Genomic DNA, 24,795 nt, shown 5'->3' on the forward strand with positions numbered 1-24,795 from the left:
CTATACAACTTTAAAACCAAAACAGCAGGATAAAAAACTGTAAAAATCAGTTTTTAAAATACAAATTCCCACAACATGCTGTTCTGATTAAAGTTTCCCTGCCCCGATGTGATGCGAAAGCAGAAAGCAATACAGGTAGGCCATCACGAAGAATGTGCTAACAGCAGGTAGGTTGAAGTTGATACAGAAGAACAAAATAAACAGGACGCACACCCTTTGCGCTTTCGCATTGACATTGTCATTTATTCCCGAAATGACGATGGCCAATATGAGTGTGTATCCCATGGAACTGAACGTGGATCAGTCCGGGACGGCACAAATTAAAGTCGCGTCGAAAAGCGATGATATTCAGTTCATCAGGGTGACGCAAAAGAAAATTCTTAACCCCGGCACACCGCAGGAAAAAGAGGCTGATGTCGCAGCATGGCAACAGGAAGGCTTGGTTGTCACGCCGGACAAATTCGCGCTGGCGGCAGGCTCTGTAAGGGTTATCCGCCTGGTTTCACTGATGCCGTCATCAAAAGAGACGACGTGGCGGGTGTACTTTGAAGGCGTAAAACAGCCTGAAAGTTTGCTTCCTGGGGAGAGTACCGCGGCTGCGGCGGCGAAGTTAGGCGTGAATGTTATCTGGGGAGCACTGGTACATCTGGCGCCCGAAGAAAACCGCGTTTCGCTGCAATTTAATCCCCGCAGCGGCGAAGTCATTAATGACGGGACCTTACGTGTGCCATTAAAAGAAATCGGAATTTGTCAGTCGGATTCCCAATGCCGATGGATAAAAGAGGATGCCACGATCTATCCCGATACCCAGAGGCCGTTGAAAGCTTTATCAACGGCCCGGGGCCATCAATATAAATTCCGCTACTTCAACTGGTTGAATAAAAGCAGTGAAGAAGCTGATTTACCCGTCGTGAATTAACACGACAACGTGCAACAACCGCCATTGCGGTTTTAATTAAGAGCTTATGGAGCTCGTTTTTAAATATGGAGATATCAATGCGTAATTATATTAAACCTCTGCTGATTGTCGCGGCAATGACAACATCCGTCAGTGCTCTCGCCATCCAGAAAGATATCACGGTGAACGCTAACGTCGATTCACAACTGGATATGACGCAGGCGGATAATACCCCCCTGCCTGCCAGCATCGATATGCAATACCTGCCGGGACGTGGCCTGGAAAGCTATCGTCTGAATACCAGGGTGTGGTCTAACTCCGCCACCAGCAACGTAAAAGTTCGCCTGGTCAGTGCGGCTCAGTTAATTAACGCCGATGGGGATCAAACGGTTCCGATGACCGTCAAGTTAGGTGAAAAAACACTGACCACCACCGATGCCGAATTCACTGGCGCAGAACTGTTCCCGGGCAGCGTTGAAAACGGCTCTTCCGTTTTACCGCTGATTATTTCTCAAACTACGAAAGGGATCCTCAAAACGGGTCAGTACAGTGGCGTCGTTAGCCTGATGCTGACTCAGGCCACCACCACGGAAAGCGGTGCATAACACCGTAGTGAGATGAAGTCAGAGGGCGCAAGCCCTCTGATGTCAGGATGACGTCGAGGCTTGTTCATGGCTTTTCATAGTAAAACTCTCCTTTTTGCCGCGTTGTTACCGGCGTCTGTCCAACTGGCCTGTGCTGAAATGGTCATTCCTGCTGGCTTCGAAGATCTGGCAAAAAACCAGCGTCTGTGGATCGACGTGTCCTTGTATGGCGAATCGCTTGGCTTGTATGAAACGGATATCAATCTTGAGTCTGTCACTTTTGTGCAACCCGATAACTTACTGGATGCGATTAAGCGCCGGTTTAACGATGATCCAACTTTGCTGGCAATGGTTCGCAACGCGCTGGCGGCGCCGTTGTCGCGCAACGGTAACCTCGCATGCAGCAGTAACGGATTTGCCCAAGGTTGTGATTACGTTGACACCGCTGGTCTGGCCGTTATTTATGACGAAAACAACGCCCGAATTAGCCTGTTTCTGAACAAGCGTTATTTGCCCAAACAGGCACAGGAAAAGCAGTGGTACCAGCCGACGAAGGACACGGAAAACGCACTGATCCATCAACAGAATATCAATTTTGTCGCCGACCGCGATTATCAGTCTGCAACGGTTCAGGGCAACGGCGCGTTAGCGTTGACCGAGGACGGCTATTTTACTCTCGACTGGAACTGGCAGGGGCAGCGCGCTCGTCATCAACAACAGCAGGATTTTACCGTTAACAACGCCTGGTTTCGTCAGGATCTTTGGCGTCAGTATTATCTGCAGGCGGGCGAAATGGATACCCGCGATCTGTTTAGCAACGCAGGGGGAAACATAAACCTAAGCCAGTTGCCGTTGGGCAAAATTCGCGGCGTTCGGGCAGGTTCGACCCGCGCATGGATGAATCCGACGCAACAGTCTCAAGGAACGCCAGTCACCGTTTTTCTGTCCCATGACGCACGTATTGATGCCCGTCGCGGCCAGCAGCTACTGGCAAGTTTTTATCTGAACGCCGGCGCGCAAACTCTGGATACCCGCAATTTCCCGGACGGCAGCTACACCGTGTCGCTGGCGGTTTACGAAAATAACCGTTTGATTCGTACCGAAGAGGTACCGTTTACCCGTACCGGTGTTACGCCATTTGATCGGTTTGAATGGTTTATGCAGGCCGGTCAAACCGATGATGACGATCAGCATTATGCCCGGCGCGGTGTGGCTCAGCTCGGTTTTCGACTGCCCCTGTCGGCCTCAGCAGCGATTACCAGCGGCGCGACTCTGACTGGCGGGCATCGCTTCATAGAAAACGCACTCGACTGGAGTCATGGTTTCAGCGCGGGCGCCATTGACGGCGTGTTAAGCACCCGCTTCAGCTATCTCAATGGCAATCGGGGCGAACGGGGAAATATTCAGCAAATCAGCTACAACGACGGCTTTTCACTGAGCTTTTATCGAAACGCCCTGTCGGCAGACAGTTGCGACACCCGCCAAAGCGGTTTTTATGGCGTCAGCGGATGCTACCGCTCGCTTTCCGTGATGTTCTCCGTCCCGGTTGGCACGTGGTATGCCAATCTGGGCTACGCCGATAACCGTAACGAGGGGCGTTATGTTTCCCGCCGGGATTTACCAGACAGAGACGATCGCCATCAGAATGGCCTGCCGTGGGAGTCGGTTTATATGACGCGTTCCCGAACCGAAGCGTGGCAGGGAGGAATGAGTAAATCGTTCAGTACCCATGGCCTGAATATTAACGGTAGCCTGAACCTGTTTATGCGCGACGATCGTTCGCGACGCGGAAAGGACAAAGGTGGCTATCTGAGTCTTAGCCTCTCGCTTTCACACCCGCGGCAGGGGGAGGCGTCCAGCTATACCTCGCTGGGGGCCACCTGGCAGCAGCAGAATCAGCAAAAAAATCAGCTGAGCTACAGTATGGCGCATAACTGGTATACCGATGCGCGCGGGGAAAATGAGTACGGCGTCAGCGCTTCCGGCATCAATAGCGATTCACTCAATACCGCATTTTATACACGTCAGGGCGGTCAGTACGGAAACGGTAACCTGACCGTGAGCGATGCCTGGGATCGTAAAGCCAGTCGCCACACGTTAAGCGGTAGCGGCAGCTATAACTCAACATTTGCCCTCTCGCGCACAGGACTATGGTTTGGGCGGTGGAACGATGGACGCCCGGCTTCCGCTATCGCGGTTACCGTTGCCGCGCCTGACGATCAACAAGCCGCCCACGTCGCCGTATCCCTGGATAACGGTGGCAGTGCAGATATTGCCGCTAACAGTCGCGCGCTTTTTGCCGTGCCAGGCTATCAACACACTACGCTGTCGGTTAACGAGTCGCTGGATGTTTCTCACGGCGCCAGCAGTGAGATTACTCAGGGCTCCGGTAGCCGCACAATGTTCATGGTGCCCGGGAAAATGCTTCATCGACAGGTGCAAACCACCATGAGCTACACCTGGGTGGGCCAGATGATGGATGAACACAATATGCCGCTGACCGGCGGGCTACCGCTTAACGTCACCGGATGGAGCGATCTGGGTAATGGTGGTTTTAGCGCACAAAGTAACGCGCCGCTGCGCAATCTCTATCTGGTGCGCCAGCAGCAGTTTTATCAATGCGCCCTTACGGTTCGCACCCAGCGCGACGTGGTGCGTTACGTTGGTGTAACCGCCTGTAACGAAATGACCTTTTCCGCCCTCCCTGACGCGGTACAGCAGCAGGCGCAACTCTTACTGGCAGGCCGTGCCCCTGCGTCAGGCACGACAGCGATGGCAACTCAGGACGGCTTAGCAAAAGGACTTCTCCATGAATAACCGTATTTTTATTTTCATGTTCTTATGCCTGTGGGCTGGCCAGGCGCTGGCCGGAGCGCCCGCAGGAAGAAATACCAGCGTGAGTATCAGTTACGATCGCTTATCGCCGCCTGCGCGCTTTGATATCTGGTTGCATGAGCCGACGGGCTATGATCTTGCCGATCCACAGAAATGGGGCCGCAACACGTTAACCTGTCTGTCACGAACCGACACCACGAACGGCGCATGCATGACCGCGCCAGTCTGGTTTTCGGCAAATCCTGCGACACCTTATCCCATCAGCCTGCGTTTCACCCATAGCCTGACGAATCAGAAAGTGGACGTGAATGTCTATGGTGAAAAACGGATGTTCATCAATAACAAAGTCTTCACCTTCGCCAGTTTCGTCACCGGCGGCACCGGCGACGAAAGTGCATGGGATAAAGAACCGTGGTTCGATTTTTATATTGTTAAAAGCGAGCTGGACAAACTCTCCGTACCCGGCATCTGGTCGGCCACACTCAAGCAGGATCTACGCGAATGGGGTTCAGCCAGCTGCGGCGGCAACTTTAATGACGCTAATGTCGGCTGCCCTGGCTACCTGTCAATCGCCAAATGGCAGGCGAATATTCGTATAGAGGTAGTCGATCCAAGCAATCAGCAGATTTACCTGCCCGCGTTTCCACATTCGACCCCCATCGTCAACCTGAACCTGACATATTTTCCGGGAAAACCTGGCGGTCATGAAATTCAGGGGGAAACCTCGCTGGACATGTGCCTCTACGACGGCAATAACGCCGCCAGCAGCCGCGTACTCCTGCGCTTTGAAGATGACGGTCATGCAGCGCCCGGCCGTGCCAACGGGGCATTTTCTATCTGGCGTCGCGGCGGCAGCAAAACCGAAAGCCGGGATCGGCTGGATTATCAGGTTTCGGTCATCAACCCACTCACCGCCGCCCGCCAGACGGCGGAAAATGGCGTGGATATTATCTGGCAGGGAACCAATGACCGGCGCGTATTACGCCAGGTGGTCCTCCCCGGCGGCGGAGAAAGCGTTCTGTGCGTGCCTGCGCCCATTACCCTCACCACCCCTGCGTTTGCGGCCAGCAGCAAAAATGCCGGGGATTACACCGGCACGCTGAAAATTATCTATACCCCCAGCACATTGTAATAAGGATATAACGATGCATTACGCGATTCTGGACACTAACCGTTTTTATGCCCTGGGGCTGTGCCATGCCCTGCGGCGCAGTAACGAACCGCCAATGATCTCAGTCGGGGAGATGCAGTGGCGCCCCACCCTCCTGCTGATGCAGGTCATTATCATACGTTGCCGTTTTTCCCTTATGTCCACCCATCAGGTGTTAATGAGGACGCTGCTACGCCTGGAGGCGGAAAGCTGGACGGGACGGCTTTACCTGATGTGTAACGAGAAAGGGTTAGCACTTGCAATTTTTCTGCGTCAACGCTTCACGACGTTGCAGATCCATATCCTTAACGATCGTCTGGCGATGCGCGACATTGTCTGCCTGCTTACGAAAGCACCGCGTCGTTCAGCCTGTTGGCGGACTGAATTTGGCCTAACCGTCAGAGAACTCACTGTACTGTGTCTGCTCATTAAAGGCCTGCCTGTCCATCGCGTCGCCCGCGCGACGCAGATGTCCGAGAAGCAGGTTTCAACGCACAAATGCAATGCGCTAAAGAAGCTCAATGCCAGCAATCTGCTGCAATTACTCATCTGAGCAGTCTTATCGGCTGCGCGGATATTTGCTACACTGCGACCTGTTTTATGATAACGACAGACTGCTATGTTGATTTTTGAAGGCAACGAAATAGAAACCGATAGCGAAGGCTATTTGAAAGACACCACCCAGTGGAGCGAACCGCTGGCGATAGTCATTGCTGAAAACGAAGGCATTACCCTCTCGCCTGAACACTGGGAAGTGGTGCGTTTCGTCCGCGACTTTTACCTGGAATTTAATACCTCACCGGCCATTCGCATGCTGGTCAAAGCGATGGCGAATAAATTCGGCGAAGAAAAAGGCAACAGTCGCTACTTGTATCGCCTGTTTCCGAAAGGGCCGGCGAAGCAGGCTACCAAAATCGCCGGCCTGCCCAAACCGGTAAAATGCATTTAATAGCGAATACTGAATCCGGTGAGTTCTTCGCGCGAACGGTGCGGTTCACTTAGCACTCTGTCAACCCGGGCAGAGCGTGGACCGCCTTCTTTCAGCCACTTCATTAGTTTTTCAACCTGTTCGGCTTCGCCGCAAGCCACCACTTCTACACTGCCATCGTCCATGTTTTTCGCATAGCCGGTCACCCCCAGCCGCCGCGCTTCCTGCTGGGTGGTATAGCGAAACCCCACGCCCTGCACCCGGCCATGTACCCACGCGATTATGCAGACTCTCGACATTGCTCTTCTCCTTCTCTTGCCCGGGCGCGTTGCAAATCCACGAAAAACTCAGGACAATGGCGCCCATTTCTTTGAATCGACAGAATTGTAAATTATGAGTGTACGTTTAGTGTTAGCCAAAGGGCGCGAAAAATCTTTGCTTCGTCGCCATCCGTGGGTCTTTTCCGGTGCCGTTGCCCGAATGGAAGGTAAAGCCAGCCTCGGCGAAACCATCGATATTGTTGACCATCAGGGTAAATGGTTAGCCCGCGGCGCGTATTCTCCGGCGTCGCAGATCCGCGCGCGCGTCTGGACGTTCGACCCGTCTGAATCTGTCGATATCGCCTTCTTTACCCGTCGACTGCAACAGGCGCAGCAGTGGCGCGACTGGTTGGCCGAAAAAGATGGCCTTGACAGCTATCGTTTGATCGCCGGTGAATCCGATGGCTTGCCAGGCGTGACCATCGACCGCTTTGGCTCATTTCTGGTACTGCAATTACTGAGCGCTGGCGCTGAATATCAGCGTGCCGCATTGATTAGCGCGCTGCAAGCGCTGTACCCGGAATGTGCGATTTATGACCGTAGCGATGTCGCGGTACGTAAAAAAGAGGGAATGGAACTGACGCACGGCCCGGTGACCGGCGAGCTTCCGCCTGCCCTGTTGCCGATTGAAGAACACGGTATGAAACTGCTGGTGGATATTCAGGGCGGCCATAAAACCGGGTATTACCTGGACCAGCGCGACAGCCGACTGGCGACGCGGCGTTATGTGGAGGATCAGCGTGTTCTGAACTGTTTCTCTTATACCGGCGGTTTTGCCGTTTCTGCACTGATGGGCGGTTGCCGTCAGGTGATCAGCGTCGATACGTCACAGGAAGCGCTGGACATTGCAAAGCAAAACGTGGAATTGAACAAACTGGATCTGCGCAAAGCTGAATTTGTCCGCGACGACGTTTTCAAACTGTTGCGAACCTATCGCGATCGCGGCGAGAAGTTTGATGTGATCGTGATGGATCCACCGAAGTTTGTCGAAAATAAAAGCCAACTGATGGGGGCCTGCCGGGGTTACAAAGACATCAATATGCTGGCGATTCAGTTACTGAATCCGGGTGGCGTACTGCTGACCTTCTCCTGTTCTGGCCTGATGACCACGGATTTATTTCAGAAAATCATCGCAGATGCGGCAATAGATGCTGGTCGTGATGTACAATTTATAGAGCAGTTCCGTCAGGCCGCCGATCATCCCGTGATCGCCACCTACCCGGAAGGGCTGTATCTGAAAGGGTTTGCCTGTCGCGTCATGTAACTTGAAAAGTGGAATGTTACCCTCATATAAAAGGTAATGATTTCCCGGGAGGTGACTATGATTGCCAGCAAATTCGGTATCGGCCAGCAGGTCCGCCATTCCCTGTTAGGTTATCTCGGAGTGGTCGTGGATATCGACCCGGTCTATTCGCTCGAAGAGCCGTCGCCTGATGAGCTGGCGGTTAACGACGAGCTTCGTGCCGCTCCGTGGTATCACGTGGTAATGGAAGATGATGACGGTCAGCCGGTGCATACCTATCTGGCCGAAGCGCAGTTAAGCAGCGAGACGCAGGATGAACATCCTGAGCAGCCATCCATGGATGAGCTTGCTCAAACCATCCGCAAGCAGCTGCAGGCGCCTCGTCTGCGTAACTAAGATTGTAAGGCCCGACAGCGTTTCGCTATCGGGCCTTCTGCTATACGTGCTTTGCCAGTCCCAGACGCGGGATCTCAATGGCCGGGCAACGATCCATCACGACCTTCATCCCGGCCTCTTGCGCCAGCACCGCTGCCTGCTCGTTAATCACGCCCAGTTGCATCCACAACGTTTTCGCGCCAATCGCGATGGCTTCCTGCGCAACGCCCCAGGCCGCTTCAGAGTTGCGAAACACATCGACCATATCCACCTTTTCCGGAACCTCCGCCAGCGTCGCGTAGCCCTGTTGACCGAGCAACGTTCTCCCTGCCACCTTTGGTGAAACAGGAATGACGTGATACCCCTGGTCGAGGAGATACTTCATTACCCGGTAGCTGGGACGGTCGGGTTTGTCGCTTGCCCCCACCAGCGCAATTGTGCGGGTAGAGTTCAAAATATCAGCAATATCACTCTCTTTCATCGTCTTTCTCCAGGCTGTTTAGCCAAGTGTACGACAATCCTGCCAACCCAACCACGTGTGCCATACGCAAGTATGAGAGCAAAAGTCGAAAATATGTCTATATGTTAGTGAACATGATTTTCGAAAAATCTTGATACATTCTTACCGGCGGTTTGTGGACAGGAGGATCTTATGAAAACCGGCACCGTGACTGTAATACTCGCCTTATGTTTGCCGGTAACCGTCCTCGCCACGACGCTTCGTCTGTCAAATGATATCGATCTGCTGGTACTGGACGGCAAAAAGGTCTCCAGTTCTCTGCTACGCGGCGCAGACAGTATTCAACTGGACAATGGTCCTCATCAGATTGTTTTCCGGGTTGAGAAAACCCTTCGGTTTAACAACCAGGAAGAGCGGCTGTATATTTCCCCACCGCTGGTGATGAGCTTTGATACGCAACAGGTCGGTCAGGTTAATTTTCACCTGCCACGTCTGGAAAACGAACGCGACGCGGGCCATTTTGACGCCGCGCCGCGTCTGGAACTTCTGGACGGCGACGCCATGCCTATCCCGGTAAAACTCGATATTCTTTCCCTGACCACACGAACAAAAATCATTGATTTTGAAGCCGAAACTGAGCGCTATAACAAAGCAGCGAAACCCGCGTCGCTGCGCCAGTTTGCCACGATGATGGCGGACGACAGCACGTTGCTTTCGGACGTTTCGGAGCTGGACACCGCTGTGCCGCAGTCGCAAACGCTCACCGAGCAACGGCTGAAATACTGGTTTCGTCAGGCCGATCCCCAAACCCGAAGCCGTTTTTTACGCTGGGCAGAAAAACAACCCTCTTCATGAGGTTGTTGTGCCGTGCGGCATTTTTTTTCTCTTTCTCTTGCAGCGTCAGTCACTTCCAGTACTCTGTAGCAAAGCCAACAACGGAATAAAAATATGGAACTGACAACCCGTACATTACCGGCGCGCAAACATATTGCGCTGGTCGCTCACGATCACTGCAAACAAATGCTGATGAACTGGGTGGAACGGCACCAGCCGCTGCTGGAAAAGCACGTTCTCTATGCCACCGGCACAACCGGAAACCTGATCCAGCGCGCAACAGGCCTGGACGTCAACGCGATGCTGAGCGGCCCAATGGGGGGCGATCAGCAGGTTGGCGCGCTGATCTCGGAAGGAAAAATTGATGTCCTGATCTTTTTCTGGGATCCGCTGAACGCGGTACCGCACGATCCGGACGTGAAAGCGCTGCTGCGTCTGGCGACTGTCTGGAATATTCCGGTCGCCACGAACGTCGCTACGGCGGATTTCATCATCCAGTCGCCTCACTTTAATGACGATATAGACGTCCTGATCCCGGACTACCCGCGCTATTTGGCGGAGCGTCTGAAGTAAACGGATTGAGGCGGCAACTGCCGCCTGATGTCAGGGCTTTCTGGCGACCGGCACATCAAGCGCTTTCAGGTCCGCAACAAAGCGTGACGGATTCTCTTTGTTATAAAGTAACCAGACGCGATGCCGAGCGCGCGTTAACGCAACGTAAAACAGGCGTCGCTCCTCGGCATCCGGGAAATCTTCCATCTGCGGCAGCAGCGCTTCTTCCATGATCGATTCCCGCGCCGGAGCCGGAAATCCATCGCTGCCCTCCTGCAAACCCACGACGATAACGTAATCTGCCTGCTGACCTTTACTGGCGTGGACAGTCATAAAATCAAGCTGCAGCTTCGGCCAGCGGGTCGCCGCTTTCTCCAGACTTTCTGGCCTGAGATGATGATAACGCGCCAGCACGAGGATCCGTTCATCCGCTTTTGCATAGCCGGAAAGCTTATCCAGCAGCGCGTCAAGCTGGGTTTCATCCAGCAGCGTCACCGCCTTTTTATCGCCGGTTGTCAGACTGTTCAACGGTTTCTTTAGCTGATGGGGGTTCTGCTGGATAAAACGGTTCGCGACTTCGCCTATCCGGTTGTTGAAGCGATACGTAGTGTCAAGATCGCAGCGGTCTCCTTCGCCAAAGGTTTGATGGAAAGCGGTAGTTAATGAAAGCTGAGCGCCGCTGAATCGGTAAATAGCCTGCCAGTCATCGCCGACGGCAAACAGGGTGGTATGGCTGTTTTGCTTACGCAAGGCGGCCAGCAACGCCGCACGCTGTGGAGAGATATCCTGAAACTCATCCACCAGTATGTGCTTCCACGGGCTGATGAAGCGTCCTTTCTCCAGAATCACTATCGCCTGATGGATGAGTCCGGAAAAATCAACCGCGTTTTCAGCTTTCAGCGCGCTCTTCCAGGCCTTCAGCAACGGCGCCATCAATTTGATACGCTTGCTGAACAGATCGCGGATGTCCTCGGGCGCACTGGCGATCATTTCCGCCTGAGCGCCGCCGTGCATGCGCATCAGGCTGACCCAGCGATCCAGACGTGGCGCCAGACGGCGCTGTAACGTCTTATCATCCCAGAAGTTTCCTTCGGCCACCGTCCACTGCATTTCCTCTTCCAGCCACTGTCGCCAGCCCTTCGCCTGCGCCTTTTTCTCGCTGCACTGCTGACGCCACGTATTGATAAACAGCGTATTCCGCGCCGCGGCGTCATTTTCCAGTTTGCTGATGGTTGGCACTTTTTTACTGCCCTGCTGAATAATATGCAGCGCAAGGGCATGAAATGTGCGTGCGGTAATCTCATCGGTATGAAGACGCTCGCGGATACGCTCATCCATCTCCTGCGCCGCTTTACGCCCAAACGCCAAGAGCAGAATTTGTTCAGCGGCCGCGTCACCTCGCGCGAGAAGCCAGCCCGCCCGCGCCACCAGCACGGAGGTTTTACCGCTTCCCGCACCGGCCAGCACCAGCAGAGACTGTTCGCCATTTACCACCGCCCGCGCCTGAGCCGGATTTAACGGCGAGGATTCCACCTGCTGAAAGAACGCCGCATGTTCGCTCAGCATCGTTTCGGTATAAGCCTGGTTATGCCGCAGGCGACAACCTTCGATATCGTTAAGCCATGCCTGGCACTGCTGCAGCGCCTCGCGACAGTTATCGAACGCGTCAAGCCGGCTGACGGGCAACGGCAAGGCGGCAAACGCGCGCAGGATCTGCTGTCGTAAACCGGCGGTCTGCTCACGCGTTAGCCAGGCGTTTTGCCCCGTACGCGCGGCGATAGAGGCAAGCTGTTCCTGAAGTACGTCTGCGGCAACTTCACTCATCTCCTGGCTCCACTGCTGCCAGCGGGCATTGAGGTGATGGTGAAAACGCTGGGTTTCCGCCCATTCGGTTCCGTGTAGACGCACCACTTTTTCATCCGGGAGAACAAATTCCAGTTCACCCCACACCAGACCGCGCTTACAGTGAATAGCCATTAACTGATTGAACGGAATAAGGTATTCGTGGCGATCGCCCGACACTTTTATCCCGGCATTAAGAATCACCGCCCGATCGTAGGGGTGTTGCGCCAGACGTTTTCCCAAAGAAGTTGCTTTCAGTTCCATGACTCAGTCGATCCAGACAAAGAGGATTTCTTCTCAGTGTAACCGCCAGAGAATACGTGCTCCAGCCCAAAAAAACGTTACAATTGCCGACAATAACCAAAAACCAGAAGCAACCGAGGGTTTATGCGTACCGTTCTGAATATTTTGAATTTTGTGTTGGGTGGTTTTGCGACAACGCTGGCCTGGTTACTGGCGACGCTGGTCAGTATCGTTCTGATCTTCACTCTGCCCCTGACTCGTTCATGCTGGGAAATTACGAAACTGTCGCTGCTGCCTTATGGCAACGAAGCGATTCATGTTGATGAACTGAATCCGGCGGGCAAAAGCGCGCTGATGAATACCGGCGGGACGCTGTTGAATATTTTCTGGCTGGTTTGCTTTGGCTGGTGGCTGTGTCTGATGCACATCGCTTCCGGTATCGCCCAGTGCATCACCCTCATCGGTATCCCGGTTGGGATCGCAAACTTTAAAATTGCCGCTATTGCTCTGTGGCCGGTAGGACGGCGCGTTGTCTCGGTGGAAACCGCGCAGGCTGCGCGTGAAGCCAACGCGCGTCGCCGTTTTGAGTAATCAGGACTGAAAGCCGTTATGTTGAGTCCCCTGCTTCGCCGTTATACCTGGAACAGCACCTGGCTGTATTACGTGCGGATTTTTATCGCCCTGTGCGGCACGACCGCCCTTCCCTGGTGGCTGGGCGATGTTAAGCTGACTATCCCGTTGACTCTGGGGATGGTTGCCGCCGCGCTGACCGATCTCGACGATCGGCTTGCCGGGCGGTTGCGCAATCTGATCATCACGTTAATTTGTTTTTTCATTGCTTCCGCTTCAGTAGAACTGCTGTTTCCCTATCCCTGGCTGTTTGCTATTGGCCTGACGCTGTCGACCAGCGGGTTTATTCTGCTCGGCGGGCTTGGCCAGCGCTACGCCACAATTGCCTTTGGCGCGCTACTGATCGCCATTTACACCATGCTGGGAACGTCGTTGTATGCCGACTGGTATCAGCAGCCCGTTCTGCTGCTGGCGGGCGCTATCTGGTACAACGGGCTGACGCTCATTGGCCATCTTCTGTTTCCCATTCGCCCCCTGCAGGATAACCTGGCGCGTAGCTACGAGCAGTTAGCGCACTATCTGGAACTGAAATCGCGACTGTTTGACCCGGACATAGAAGATGAAAGCCAGGCGCCGTTATACGACCTTGCGCTGGCTAACGGCCAACTGATGGCGACGCTGAACCAGACTAAAGTCTCCCTGCTGAGTCGACTGCGCGGCGATCGAGGCCAGCGGGGAACGCGCCGTACTTTGCATTATTACTTCGTGGCTCAGGATATCCACGAACGCGCGAGTTCATCGCACATTCAGTATCAGACGCTGCGTGAGCATTTTCGCCACAGTGACGTCATGTTCCGCTTCCAGCGTCTGATGTCGATGCAGGGCCAGGCCTGCCTGCAGTTGTCACGCTCAATTTTGCTGCGTACGCCGTATCAGCACGACCCGCATTTTGAACGCGCCTTCACCCACCTGGATGCCGCGCTTGAGCGGATGCGCTCCAGCGGCGCGTCGGCTGATTTGCTGAAAACGCTGGGCTTTTTGCTGGCGAACCTGCGAGCTATTGATGCGCAACTGGCGACCATAGAATCAGAGCAGGCGCAGGCCATGCCGCGCGCGGAAACAGAAAATCAGCTCGCCGATGACAGTCCGCACGGACTCAGCGATGTCTGGTTGCGCCTGAGCCGCAACTTCACGCCGGAATCCGCCCTGTTCCGCCATGCGGTGAGGATGTCGTTAGTGCTCTGCGTCGGTTACGCCATTATTCAGGTCACCGGTATGAATCATGGCTACTGGATCCTGTTGACCAGCCTGTTCGTTTGTCAGCCCAACTATAATGCGACCCGACACCGTCTGGCCTTGAGGATTATCGGTACGCTGGTCGGGGTGGCTATTGGCATTCCTGTCCTGTGGTTTGTGCCTTCGCTGGAAGGGCAACTTATCTTACTGGTCATCACCGGCGTCCTGTTTTTTGCCTTCCGTAACGTACAGTACGCCCACGCTACGATGTTTATTACCCTGCTGGTGCTGTTGTGCTTTAATCTGCTTGGCGAAGGTTTCGAGGTCGCGCTGCCGAGGGTCATAGACACGCTGATCGGTTGCGCCATCGCCTGGGCGGCAGTCAGCTTTATCTGGCCGGACTGGCGTTTTCGCAACCTGCCGCGGGTATTACAACGCGCAACCGATGCCAACTGCCGCTATCTTGACGCGATTCTTGAGCAATATCATCAGGGGCGCGACAATCGCCTGGCCTATCGCATTGCGCGACGAGATGCGCATAATCGCGATGCCGAACTGGCTTCCGTGGTGTCGAATATGTCGAGCGAACCGGACGTAACCGCCCAAACGCGTGAGGCAGCGTTCCGTTTACTCTGCCTCAACCATACGTTCACCAGCTACATTTCCGCGCTGGGGGCGCATCGTGAGCAACTGACCAACCCCGAGGTGCTGGCATTACTGGATGACGCCGTGTGCTACGTTGATGATGCCTTGCATCATCTCCCGGCTGATGAACAGCGCGTACAGCTGGCGTTGGCCGAACTCAAACACCGTATCCAGCAGCTTGAACCGCGTCCGGACAGCAAAGAGCCTCTGGTGGTTCAGCAGGTAGGACTGCTGGTGACGCTGCTGCCGGAAATTGGCCGACTGCAGCGCCAGATCACTCAATCTTCACCGGAAACAGCGGCTCCTTTGTCAGCGTCTTAACCCACGCCGCAAGCTCCTGGCGACGCGTCGCCGGGAGTGCCGCTTCATGAATGCCATAAATTGCCCCTTCCAGAATGTAGAGGATTTTGTCGGTAATCGACTTGTTGATTTGTCTCAACCGAAGCCAGCACATTTTGGCGCCCAAAACACGGAGCGTACTGACATCATAAACGCCCGCTTCGTTAAGCAGACTCTCAAGATGAAAGGTCATATTTGGCAGATCTTTGAGCCGTTGCGTTGCCCCCCGCAGGTGTTTTTCTTTCAACGCCGCATCCAGGGAATATTTCGACAAGCGGATGAGTTTTTGCTGATCGCGCCAGAGACTTTCATCAACCTGATAGTAATTGAGCATAACGGGGCGTCCGCGCTTCATAAAGGTCAACCAGACAGGTGAGTGCTTTACGCAGTACTGTACGCTTTGTTCACAGGCACGGAGATAAAGCTCGCCATCGGCGACCATGGCAAACACCGTGTCGTTGATGGTCAGGCTGTAGCTGCCAAACAGCGATCGATAACGGACAGTCCCCAGAGAAGATAAATATTCCTGTGATTTATTGATCCTGTCATAGGAGTGTACTTTCATAAAATTCCCTTTTAAATCATAAACTAAATAAATGATTTGCCGTCACGGATCCGTTAACGACGAAAATAGGCAACTTATTCTCAGGGGGCAAGTTGTATTTCGTTTTTACCGCAACGATGAATAAAAATTGCGAGTTTGTTTCCGAAAATAAAGTTGATCTTTCACGGCATCAGGGTTACTGTACATCCATACAGTAACTCACAGGGCTGGATTGATTATGTACACTTCAGGCTACGCAAATCGTTCTTCGTCATTCTCCTCAACAGCGAACAAAATGGCGCGCGTTTCAACCGAGAAAGCCACTGCCGGGCTTATCAGTGAAGTGGTCTATCGTGAAGACCAGCCCATGATGACGCAGTTACTGCTGTTACCGCTTCTTCAGCAGTTAGGGCAGCAGTCTCGCTGGCAGCTGTGGCTGACGCCGCAGCAAAAATTGAGCCGCGAATGGGTTCAGTCGGCCGGGTTGCCGCTCTCTAAGGTCATGCAGATTCGTCAGCTCTCTCCCTGCCACACGCTGGAATCGATGGTTCGCGCATTGCGCACAGGCAACTACAGCGTGGTCATTGGCTGGCTGGCCGACGAGTTAACGGAAGAGGAGCATGCCGAATTGGTTAAAGCCGCTGATGAAGGAAATGCGATGGGGTTTATCATGCGCCCGGTTAGCGCGCATACCCATCCGACGAGACACCAAACTGGGCTAAAAATTCATTCAAATTTGTATCACTGAGTAAAATTAGGATTTATCCTGGAATTTTTTTTCGCCTTGCCCACTTTTTTTAAGGCGTATTGAATTTTTTGCGCGAACGCTTGTCGGAAGCGGTTTCCGCGTATTTTTCCTCGTAATTTCGACATCCAAAATGTTAAATATTTTGTATACAAGCGTTTTTTTTTCATATGCCTGACGGAGTTCACACTTGTAAGTTTCCAACTACGTTGTAGACTTTACATCGCCAGGGGTGCTCGGCATAAGCCGCAGATATCGGTAGAGTAACTATTGAGCAAGGCCCCCGGTGAAGGATTTAACCGTGTTATCTCGTTGGAGATATTCATGGCGTATTTTGGATGATAACGAGGCGCAAAAAATGAAAAAGACAGCTATCGCGATTGCAGTGGCACTGGCTGGTTTCGCTACCGTAGCGCAGGCCGCTCCGAAAGATAACACCTGGTACACTGGTGCTAAACTGGGCTGGTCTCAGTACCACGACACTGGTTTCATCAACAACAATGGCCCGACCCACGAAAACCAACTGGGCGCAGGTGCTTTTGGTGGTTATCAGGTTAACCCGTATGTTGGCTTTGAAATGGGTTACGACTGGTTAGGTCGTATGCCGTACAAAGGCGACAACATCAACGGCGCTTACAAAGCTCAGGGCGTTCAGCTGACCGCTAAACTGGGTTACCCAATCACTGACGATCTGGACATCTACACTCGTCTGGGTGGTATGGTATGGCGTGCAGACACCAAGGCTAACGTTCCTGGTGGCGCATCCTTCAAAGATCACGACACGGGTGTTTCCCCAGTATTCGCAGGTGGTATCGAGTGGGCTATGACTCGCGACATCGCTACCCGTCTGGAATACCAGTGGACCAACAACATCGGTGACGCTAACACCATCGGTACGCGTCCAGACAACGGTCTGCTGAGCGTGGGTGTTTCTTACCGTTTCGGTCAGCAGGAAGAAGCTGCGCCGATCGCTCCGGCACCGGCTCCGGCTCCAGAAGTACAGACCAAGCACTTCACTCTGAAGTCTGACGTTCTGTTCAACTTCAACAAAGCTACCCTGAAACCAGAAGGCCAGCAGGCTCTGGATCAGATGTACAGCCAGCTGAGCAACCTGGATCCGAAAGACGGTTCCGTAGTGGTTCTGGGCTTCACTGACCGTATCGGTTCTGACGCTTACAACCAGGGTCTGTCCGAAAAACGTGCTCAGTCTGTTGTTGATTACCTGATCTCTAAAGGTATCCCGGCTGACAAAATCTCCGCACGTGGTATGGGCGAATCCAACCCGGTTACTGGCAACACCTGTGACAACGTGAAAGCTCGCGCTGCCCTGATCGACTGCCTGGCCCCGGATCGTCGCGTTGAGATCGAAGTTAAAGGCGTTAAAGACGTTGTAACTCAGCCTCAGGCTTAAGTTTCCGTCTACTAAAAACCCCGCTTTGCGGGGTTTTTTTATACCATTTTTCAGCCGACATGCTATCAGTATAAACAGCTATTCCTTGCCCAACAGCGCCTGCAAATCCTGCTTAAGCGAGGACATTTTGCTGGCATACTTTTCTTTATTCTCGGCGTCTTCAATCAGTTGCACGATCGTCTCTGACAGAGTTTTACCACGCCGTTGCGCCAACCCCGCCAGTCTCTGCCAGACCATAAACTCCAGATCGATTGATTTTTTGCGCGTGTGCTGATGTTCAGCATTAAAGTGCCGTTTACGTCTTGCGCGTATTGTCTGCTTCATTCGGTTAAACAGCGCCGGATTCATATGCTCTTCAATCCAGACGTTCACCCGCACAGGTTCATTTTCGAGGGTAAGCAACATCTCCACGGCGTCCTGGGCAGCACTGGCTTCCACATAGCGGGTGATCAATTCTCCCTCGCGATGCTTCTTCACCAAATACTTCCACTTCCAACCGCTTTCAAGATTCTCAAGTTGTTGATATTTCATAGCGATCTCAACGTTACCGTGTCACTCTTATCAGAATATCAGCTTTTTCGCCTTTCGAAGAAAAGAATCTTCACGCTGTGAGCGACGCGACACCGGCCACGACGTTTTGCTCTCGCTTTCCCTGTGTGAAGCGGTGAGGTTTGCGGTATAATCGCGTCTTTTACAACAGACTAAAAAACATCAACTTTGACCATTACGAAACTTGCATGGCGTGATCTGGTTCCTGATACAGAAAGTTATCAGGAAATATTTGCACAGCCACACGTCATTGACGAAACCGACACGTTACTCAGTGATACTCAACCACGCTTACAGTTTGCCCTGGAGCAGTTATTACAGCCCAGAGCCTCTTCTCCTTTTATGTTGGCGAAAGCCCCCGAGGAGCTTGAGTATCTCAATCTTCTTGCAGAGGCTGCGCGCACGCTGCAACACGATGCCGGTCGCCTGACGGGCGGCCACTACGAGGTTTCCGGGCATACCATTCGTTATCGTGAGGCAGAACGCGCGGAAGATAATTTTGCGACCACTTCACAGGTGGTGATTGCCGACTGGGTAGAAGCGGAGCAGCTATTTGGCTGCCTGCGTCAGTTTAACGGCGACATCACTCTGCAGCCGGGTCTGGTGCATCAGGCCAACGGCGGCGTGCTGGTGATCTCGCTGCGTACCCTGCTCGCCCAGCCGCTGCTGTGGATGCGTCTGAAAGCCATTGTCAGCCGCGAGCGCTTCGATTGGGTCGCCTTTGATGAATCTCGCCCACTGCCGGTTTCTGTGCCTTCGATGCCGTTGAAGCTCAGCGTGTTGCTGGTGGGCGAGCGCGAATCGCTGGCCGATTTCCAGGAGATGGAGCCGGAGCTTGCGGAACAGGCTATCTACAGCGAATTTGAAGATAACCTGCAAATTGTGGATGCAGAGTCCATGATTCAGTGGTGCCAGTGGGTGACCTGGATCGCAAAGCGTAACCAGTTGCCGACGCCCGCCCCTGACGCCTGGGAAGTGCTGGTGCGTGAAGCCGTGCGCTATACCGGCGAGCAGGATACGCTGCCGCTGAATCCGCTGTGGATCATCAGGCAGTTCACTGAAGTGGCTCCGCTCTGCCAGAATGATCTTTGCAGCGGTGAGCAACTAAGCCTGATGCTGGCGCAGCGCGAATGGCGCGAAGGTTTTCTCGCGGAGCGCATGCAGGATGAAATCCTCCAGGAACAAATCCTGATTGAAACGGAAGGGGAACGCATCGGCCAAATCAACGCCCTGTCGGTGATTGAATTTCCGGGCCATCCGCGCGCTTTTGGCGAGCCTTCGCGCATCAGTTGCGTGGTACATATCGGCGACGGCGAATTCACCGATATTGAGCGTAAAGCCGAGCTGGGCGGTAATATCCATGCGAAAGGCATGATGATTATGCAGGCGTTCCTGATGTCGGAACTTCAGCTTGAACAACAGCTTCCCTTCTCTGCTTCGCTGACATTCGAGCAGTCCTACAGTGAAGTGGACGGCGACAGCGCCTCGATGGCTGAACTTTGCGCCCTCATCAGCGCGCTGGCGGACGTGCCGGTTAATCAGAATATTGCGATTACCGGTTCCGTGGACCAGTTTGGCCGCGCTCAGCCGGTCGGCGGGTTAAACGAGAAGATCGAAGGCTTCTTCACCATCTGCCAGCAGCGTGAGCTGACCGGCAAGCAGGGCGTCATTATTCCGGCGGCCAACGTCAGGCATCTCAGTCTGCCACCCGCGCTACTGAAGGCTGTAGAAGAAGAAAAATTCACTATCTGGGCGGTGGATGACGTGACCGACGCGCTACCGCTGCTGTTAAATCTGGCGTGGGATGGCGAAGGCCAGACGACGCTGATGCAAACTATCCAGGAGCGTATCGCCCAGGCGACGCAACAGGAAGGACGTCATCGTTTTCCCTGGCCGCTGCGCTGGCTGAACTGGTTTGTTCCGAACTGATCGGACTTGTTCAGCGTACACGTGTTAGCTATCCTGCGTGCTTCACTAAAATAAGGCTTACAGAGAACATGGTAGATAAACGCGAATCCTATACAAAAGAAGACCTTCTTGCCTCTGGTCGCGGTGAACTGTTTGGCGCAAAAGGCCCACAATTGCCAGCGCCGAACATGCTGATGATGGACCGTGTCGTCAAAATGACCGAAACCGGCGGCAACTTCGACAAAGGTTATGTTGAAGCAGAACTGGATATCAATCCGGATCTTTGGTTCTTCGGATGCCACTTCATCGGCGATCCGGTTATGCCGGGCTGTCTGGGTCTGGACGCTATGTGGCAGTTGGTTGGATTCTATCTCGGCTGGCTCGGTGGCGAAGGTAAAGGCCGCGCTCTCGGCGTAGGCGAAGTGAAGTTTACCGGGCAGGTTCTGCCTACGGCGAAAAAAGTCACCTACCGTATCCACTTCAAGCGTATCGTTAACCGTCGCTTGATCATGGGTCTGGCTGATGGCGAAGTGCTGGTAGACGGTCGTCTGATCTACACCGCGAACGATCTGAAAGTCGGCCTGTTCCAGGACACATCCGCATTCTGATTTAGCCGCTGCAACACTGTCCATGCACAGTAAATTGCGCGCTTAATAAGGCGAAACCTCCGCAACGCGGAGGTTTCTTTTTCTAAAGAGACAGAATCAGGCCATTACCACCCTGTCAGCCATGGCTTCTCGCCAACCTCCCAGCCAGTGCGACCTCTGATTCAGCGTCTGATAGGGACACATTTCTTTTGAGCGTCCGGCAATGCCGGCCTGATAACCACGTTGATGTGCCCGTTCCAGGCGATCTCGTTTTTGTCTCTTCATGCCTCGTTTCCCTCATACTTGTATCTGGTGGAAAAGAAAACAGTGATTACGAAATGTGCAATCACACTAAACGAATACCGCGAAACCCTTCTTGCGTCAATGCGCAAAATTCACACCAATGTCATATTTGTGAGCTACTGAATAACTCAGTTGTACAAAAAATGTGAGACGGAACAACTTCCTGTTTCCCGCGTCGGGCATAAAAAAACCGCCGTAAACGAGGGGTTCACGGCGGTAAGATTTACAAAAGTTTAAACTAGCGAAGCTGCTTCAGTTCCTGTGCGATAGCGGCGGCCTCCTCACTCCACGCAGTTGCCAGCACTTTCACCATTTCATCGTAACCGTCTTTGGTCTGCACGGCTTCAATGTGGAAAGGACGCTTAATCAGCTGTCCCTGATGGTTCAGCAGCCATTCGCCGCTCACAATCACCTTGCCATCGTAGCGACCGTGAAAACCAGTGACCGTCACATTAAGCGTGTCCTGCATCGTTCCCAGCGGCTGAGAGGCGACTACCCATCCGGGCAACTGCGTACTCAGGTTGGCGACCAGCGTATTGCGTAGCTGTTGATCCAGCGGGCTGGCCCACAGGTTATTGTTGGCAATGACGTACTGGACGTCGCTGGTCTGATAAACCACTCCGTTTCCGGCGAGATAATCCGGCACCGCAACCTGCTCCACCCACAGCAGACGGTTGCTCTGACTCACCGTACTTTGCGCGCCGCTATGGGCAACCGGAAGCTGGTAATAGCTCTTATTTTCTCCACCTGAGCTGCATGACGTCAGCCAGAACGCCATCATCGCCACTAGCCACTTTTTCATTGTTTCGCCCTCTTAGGCTCTGGATCTTTCTTGTCCTTCGCTTCAAACACCAGCGCGTTGCTCTTTTCATTCAGGGTTTTCAGCACCGGTTGCAGCTCACGAAGCACCTGATCGAGACGCTGCATATCCGCAACCATCTTGTTGTAGGCGGCGGACCCCGGCTGGAAGCCCTGCATACTGCGGTTCAGTTCACGTAAAGTGTTCTGCATATCCGCTGGCAGCTGTTGCATCGACTGGCTGGAGGTAATCTTGTTCATATTGTCCAGCGTCGTTTGCAGATGCTTCATTGTGCGCTGGCTTTCCGACAGCGTATTGGTCGCCTGCTGGATCATCGGATTCAGCGGCAGGTTGTTGATCTTATCCAGCGCTTCCATCAGTCGCTGCTGGATCTGCGCCAGTCCTCCGCTTACCGTCGGGATGATTTGATAACCGTTAAATTCGCGAATACCGGTTAACGGCGGCTCTTTCGGATAGAAGTCGAGATCGACATACAACGCGCCGGTCACCAAATTGCCGGTTTTCAGCGAGCCACGCAGACCCCGTTTGAGCAGATCGGCCAGATGCGCACCGACGTCTGTCTCTTCACCCAGTTGCGCTTTCAGGCGTTCAGGTTCAATGCGCACCAGCACCGGAATGCGGTAATCGTTATTAAACACCTGACGCATGTTCGGCATAAAGAATGGCACCTTGCTCACGGTCCCCAGACGAATACCGCGGAACTCGAGCGGTGCGCCCGGCTGCAAACCGCGAATCGAATCTTTAAAGAACATCAGATAGTCGATATGGTCGGTATACAGCGAATCCTGAATGCTTCGTTGATCGTCATAAAGCCTGAAGGCGCTTTTTTCAGCTACCGGTTGGCCCTGTTCAAGCCCTTCCGGCACGTCAAAGCTAACACCACCGCCAAACAGCGTGCTGAGGGAGCCCATCTCAACGCGCATGCCCGCGGAGGTCAAATCCACCGCTATCCCACTGTCCTTCCAGAAACGCACATTGCTGGTGACCAGGCGATCGTTTGGCGCATTGATGAACAGCTGGTAGCTAATGGTGCGCCGCTGCGCATCGAAAGTGCTGGTTTCAACGGAACCGACGCGATACCCGCGAAACAGTACCGGATCGCCCGGACTCAGCTGTCCGGCTTTTTTGCTGTCCAGCACAACACGGATACCTTTCGCATCGGGCGGCGCCAGCGGTGGGGAATCCAGCAACTGATAATTTTCCGGCTGGCTGCCTTTACGACCCGGCTGCAACTCAATATAAGCGCCGGAAAGCAGCGTACCCAGACCGCTGATCCCTTCGCGGCCCACCTGCGGCTTCACCACCCAGAAGACCGAGTCCTCATGCAGCAACTTTTCCATTCCGGAATTGAGGCGCGCTTTAATTTCTACATGTGTAAGATCGTCAGTCAGCGTCGCGCTTTCCACCACCCCGACGTCCACGCTTCGGCTCTTGATGGTGGTTTTCCCCCCTTCAATCCCCTCAGCGTTGGTGGTGATCAGGGTCACTTCCGGCCCCTGATGACTGTAGTGGTAAAACAGGACCCATGCCCCAATGAGTGCGGTGACGATGGGGAAAATCCACACGGGAGACCAGTTTTTCACCTTCTGAACTTTGGCTTGCCCATTTTTAGATTCCATGCTGTCCGGACTCCTCATGGTCTGGTTCACGATCCCACGTCAAACGCGGATCAAATGTCATCGCAGAAAACATTGTCATTATGACGACTAAAGCAAACATCAATGCACCCATCGCAGGATAAATATTCATTAGCCCTCCCATACGCACCAGCGCGGAGAGTACGGCAATCACAAACACGTCGATCATCGACCAGCGTCCGACAAATTCTACTACCTCATAAATCAGGTGCATGCGCTCGCTGTCGCGTCGGCCATGGCCTTTGGCATCCCAGCACAGCCAGGCTATCGCGATCATTTTCAGCGTCGGCACCATTATACTGGCGATAAAAATCACCGCCGCGACCGGGTAAGAGCCTTCGCTCCACAGCAACACCACCCCGGCCAGAATGGTCGAGGGCATTTTGGAGCCTAACAAATCGGTGATCATGATCGGCAGGATATTGGCCGGAAGATAGAGCATGATTGAAGTAAACAGTAACGCCAGCGTCCATTGCAGGCTGTTTCTGCGGCGCACGTAGCCCGTCGTCTGACAGCGCGGACAAACATGCTGCTCAGCTGGCAGGATTGCCGTACAACACGGACAGGAGCGCAGCCCCTGACGGATACCCGGCACGCCAGGTTTCAGGGTTTGCCGGATAGCGGGCATCGGGGCAATATCATCCCACAGCCAGCGGCGGTCGACGCACTGGAACGCGCGCAACTGCAGCACGCAAAAAAGGCACCACGGAACAAAACTGCTGCCCACGCCAATATCGCCATACGCCATCAGCTTAACAAAGCTCACCAGCACGCCCGCGAGAAAGATCTCCGCCATCCCCCAGCTTTTCAGCTGAAACAGGATACGCGCAAGCCATGCCTTAATCCGTCCAGGCATCTCTACCCTGTTCACCAGCAGCAAAATGGTCAATAAACAAAATGCCGGAACGAGTTGAACAAATAAGATAAAGAAGGTGCCGAGGCTGGCGTAATTTTCAGAAAAGAGCACGCCGGGAATTTCCAGCAGTTTGACTTCACTGTTCACCCCGGCGACATTCATGTTCACAAATGGGAACAAGTTTGACAAAAGCAGCATAAACAGCGCCGCTAATACGTAGGCAGTGGGACGCTGCCTCGGCGCGTCCCATTCTGTCGTCAACGTTGTGCCACATCGCGGGCATGCCGCTTTCTGCCCATGCTCAAGGTGGGGCAATGCCACCAGCATGTCACACTGCGGGCACAATATGTGCTTTGCGGCATGGTGATGTTCGCACATATG

General features: G+C 53.7%; 25 protein-coding genes. 16 read left to right on the forward strand and 9 right to left on the reverse strand.

Annotation, left to right across the window (positions count from 1 at the left end; all coding sequences use genetic code 11):
• Window positions 1–178: 178 nt before the first annotated feature.
• The 6 genes from CSE01S_RS10830 to tusE all read left to right on the forward strand — a co-directional run bounded on the left by CSE01S_RS10830 (window position 179) and on the right by tusE (window position 6,416).
• Complete coding sequence (locus CSE01S_RS10830; protein ID WP_042287967.1) at window positions 179–919, forward strand: fimbrial protein; 741 nt, start codon at window positions 179–181, stop codon at window positions 917–919.
• A 77-nt stretch (window positions 920–996) separates the two neighbouring features.
• Window positions 997–1,503: a CS1 type fimbrial major subunit gene (locus CSE01S_RS10835; protein WP_042287971.1), complete on the forward strand. Its 507-nt coding sequence runs from the start codon at window positions 997–999 to the stop codon at window positions 1,501–1,503.
• A gap of 66 nt (window positions 1,504–1,569) precedes the next feature.
• Window positions 1,570–4,299 (forward strand): TcfC E-set like domain-containing protein, encoded by a 2,730-nt coding sequence (locus tag CSE01S_RS10840; protein ID WP_042287974.1) that lies wholly within the window; start codon window positions 1,570–1,572, stop codon window positions 4,297–4,299.
• A complete protein-coding gene (locus CSE01S_RS10845; protein WP_052406288.1) occupies window positions 4,292–5,449 on the forward strand; it encodes a CblD like pilus biogenesis initiator family protein in 1,158 nt (385 codons plus the stop codon). Before CSE01S_RS10840 ends, CSE01S_RS10845 begins: the two co-directional genes overlap by 8 nt.
• Before the next feature lie 13 nt (window positions 5,450–5,462).
• Window positions 5,463–6,020, forward strand: a complete 558-nt coding sequence (locus CSE01S_RS10850) for a helix-turn-helix domain-containing protein (RefSeq protein ID WP_042287976.1) — start codon at window positions 5,463–5,465, stop codon at window positions 6,018–6,020.
• 66 nt (window positions 6,021–6,086) lie between these two features.
• Window positions 6,087–6,416: a sulfurtransferase TusE gene (gene tusE, locus CSE01S_RS10855; RefSeq protein WP_042287980.1), complete on the forward strand. Its 330-nt coding sequence runs from the start codon at window positions 6,087–6,089 to the stop codon at window positions 6,414–6,416.
• On the opposite strand, the gene yccX is transcribed toward tusE, so the two are convergent.
• Window positions 6,413–6,694 (reverse strand): acylphosphatase, encoded by a 282-nt coding sequence (yccX, locus tag CSE01S_RS10860; protein ID WP_042287982.1) that lies wholly within the window; start codon window positions 6,692–6,694, stop codon window positions 6,413–6,415. The genes tusE and yccX overlap by 4 nt on opposite strands.
• A 94-nt stretch (window positions 6,695–6,788) precedes the next feature.
• Here yccX and rlmI point away from each other — a divergent pair, with 94 nt between their 5' ends.
• The gene (rlmI, locus tag CSE01S_RS10865; RefSeq protein WP_042287985.1) at window positions 6,789–7,979 is read left to right on the forward strand and encodes a 23S rRNA (cytosine(1962)-C(5))-methyltransferase RlmI; all 1,191 of its coding nucleotides are present in this window, start codon (window positions 6,789–6,791) and stop codon (window positions 7,977–7,979) included.
• 57 nt (window positions 7,980–8,036) lie between these two features.
• Window positions 8,037–8,354, forward strand: coding sequence for a heat shock protein HspQ (gene hspQ, locus CSE01S_RS10870; protein WP_042287987.1), 318 nt, complete (start codon window positions 8,037–8,039; stop codon window positions 8,352–8,354).
• Between the two features lie 40 nt (window positions 8,355–8,394).
• Here hspQ and CSE01S_RS10875 read toward each other — a convergent pair whose 3' ends face one another.
• Complete coding sequence (locus CSE01S_RS10875; RefSeq protein WP_042287990.1) at window positions 8,395–8,814, reverse strand: CoA-binding protein; 420 nt, start codon at window positions 8,812–8,814, stop codon at window positions 8,395–8,397.
• Window positions 8,815–8,985: 171 nt separating this feature from the next.
• Here CSE01S_RS10875 and csgI point away from each other — a divergent pair, with 171 nt between their 5' ends.
• Both csgI and mgsA read left to right on the forward strand, forming a co-directional pair.
• Window positions 8,986–9,648 (forward strand): curli synthesis inhibitor, encoded by a 663-nt coding sequence (csgI, locus tag CSE01S_RS10880; protein ID WP_042287992.1) that lies wholly within the window; start codon window positions 8,986–8,988, stop codon window positions 9,646–9,648.
• A 93-nt stretch (window positions 9,649–9,741) separates the two neighbouring features.
• Window positions 9,742–10,200: a methylglyoxal synthase gene (gene mgsA, locus CSE01S_RS10885; protein WP_042287996.1), complete on the forward strand. Its 459-nt coding sequence runs from the start codon at window positions 9,742–9,744 to the stop codon at window positions 10,198–10,200.
• A gap of 30 nt (window positions 10,201–10,230) precedes the next feature.
• Here the strand turns inward: mgsA and helD are convergent, their stop codons facing one another.
• Window positions 10,231–12,285, reverse strand: coding sequence for a DNA helicase IV (helD, locus tag CSE01S_RS10890; protein ID WP_042287998.1), 2,055 nt, complete (start codon window positions 12,283–12,285; stop codon window positions 10,231–10,233).
• A gap of 123 nt (window positions 12,286–12,408) precedes the next feature.
• Between helD and CSE01S_RS10895 the strand changes: the two genes are divergently transcribed.
• Together CSE01S_RS10895 and yccS are read left to right on the forward strand one after the other, a co-directional pair.
• On the forward strand, window positions 12,409–12,855 hold the full coding sequence (locus tag CSE01S_RS10895) for a YccF domain-containing protein (protein ID WP_042288001.1): 447 nt from the start codon (window positions 12,409–12,411) through the stop codon (window positions 12,853–12,855).
• An 18-nt stretch (window positions 12,856–12,873) separates the two neighbouring features.
• Window positions 12,874–15,036, forward strand: a complete 2,163-nt coding sequence (gene yccS / locus CSE01S_RS10900) for a YccS family putative transporter (RefSeq protein ID WP_042288004.1) — start codon at window positions 12,874–12,876, stop codon at window positions 15,034–15,036.
• On the opposite strand, the gene CSE01S_RS10905 is transcribed toward yccS, so the two are convergent.
• Window positions 14,990–15,619 carry a TfoX/Sxy family DNA transformation protein gene (locus CSE01S_RS10905; RefSeq protein WP_042288007.1) on the reverse strand — a complete coding sequence of 210 codons (630 nt, stop codon included), beginning with the start codon at window positions 15,617–15,619 and terminating at the stop codon, window positions 14,990–14,992. The genes yccS and CSE01S_RS10905 overlap by 47 nt on opposite strands.
• 217 nt (window positions 15,620–15,836) lie before the next feature.
• Here CSE01S_RS10905 and sulA point away from each other — a divergent pair, with 217 nt between their 5' ends.
• The gene (gene sulA / locus CSE01S_RS10910; RefSeq protein ID WP_042288011.1) at window positions 15,837–16,346 is read left to right on the forward strand and encodes an SOS-induced cell division inhibitor SulA; all 510 of its coding nucleotides are present in this window, start codon (window positions 15,837–15,839) and stop codon (window positions 16,344–16,346) included.
• 355 nt (window positions 16,347–16,701) lie between these two features.
• Window positions 16,702–17,754: a porin OmpA gene (gene ompA, locus CSE01S_RS10920; protein ID WP_042288222.1), complete on the forward strand. Its 1,053-nt coding sequence runs from the start codon at window positions 16,702–16,704 to the stop codon at window positions 17,752–17,754.
• A 78-nt stretch (window positions 17,755–17,832) separates the two neighbouring features.
• Here the strand turns inward: ompA and matP are convergent, their stop codons facing one another.
• Window positions 17,833–18,285 carry a macrodomain Ter protein MatP gene (gene matP / locus CSE01S_RS10925; protein WP_042288017.1) on the reverse strand — a complete coding sequence of 151 codons (453 nt, stop codon included), beginning with the start codon at window positions 18,283–18,285 and terminating at the stop codon, window positions 17,833–17,835.
• 186 nt (window positions 18,286–18,471) lie between these two features.
• Here matP and CSE01S_RS10930 point away from each other — a divergent pair, with 186 nt between their 5' ends.
• Together CSE01S_RS10930 and fabA are read left to right on the forward strand one after the other, a co-directional pair.
• The gene (locus CSE01S_RS10930; protein ID WP_042288020.1) at window positions 18,472–20,232 is read left to right on the forward strand and encodes an AAA family ATPase; all 1,761 of its coding nucleotides are present in this window, start codon (window positions 18,472–18,474) and stop codon (window positions 20,230–20,232) included.
• Between the two features lie 68 nt (window positions 20,233–20,300).
• On the forward strand, window positions 20,301–20,819 hold the full coding sequence (fabA, locus tag CSE01S_RS10935) for a bifunctional 3-hydroxydecanoyl-ACP dehydratase/trans-2-decenoyl-ACP isomerase (RefSeq protein WP_000227926.1): 519 nt from the start codon (window positions 20,301–20,303) through the stop codon (window positions 20,817–20,819).
• Between the two features lie 96 nt (window positions 20,820–20,915).
• Here the strand turns inward: fabA and rmf are convergent, their stop codons facing one another.
• The 4 genes from rmf to pqiA form a co-directional block, all read right to left on the reverse strand.
• A complete protein-coding gene (gene rmf / locus CSE01S_RS10940; RefSeq protein ID WP_012905338.1) occupies window positions 20,916–21,083 on the reverse strand; it encodes a ribosome modulation factor in 168 nt (55 codons plus the stop codon).
• A 256-nt stretch (window positions 21,084–21,339) separates the two neighbouring features.
• The gene (gene pqiC, locus CSE01S_RS10945) at window positions 21,340–21,903 is read right to left on the reverse strand and encodes a membrane integrity-associated transporter subunit PqiC (RefSeq protein ID WP_042288025.1); all 564 of its coding nucleotides are present in this window, start codon (window positions 21,901–21,903) and stop codon (window positions 21,340–21,342) included.
• Window positions 21,900–23,540: an intermembrane transport protein PqiB gene (gene pqiB / locus CSE01S_RS10950; RefSeq protein WP_042288028.1), complete on the reverse strand. Its 1,641-nt coding sequence runs from the start codon at window positions 23,538–23,540 to the stop codon at window positions 21,900–21,902. The genes pqiC and pqiB overlap by 4 nt, the downstream gene beginning before the upstream one ends.
• Complete coding sequence (gene pqiA, locus CSE01S_RS10955; RefSeq protein WP_042288031.1) at window positions 23,530–24,792, reverse strand: membrane integrity-associated transporter subunit PqiA; 1,263 nt, start codon at window positions 24,790–24,792, stop codon at window positions 23,530–23,532. Before pqiA ends, pqiB begins: the two co-directional genes overlap by 11 nt.
• Window positions 24,793–24,795 lie beyond the last annotated feature (3 nt).

The sequence above is a fragment of the Citrobacter sedlakii NBRC 105722 genome, assembly GCF_000759835.1.
Taxonomy (GTDB): Bacteria; Pseudomonadota; Gammaproteobacteria; order Enterobacterales; family Enterobacteriaceae; genus Citrobacter_A; species Citrobacter_A sedlakii.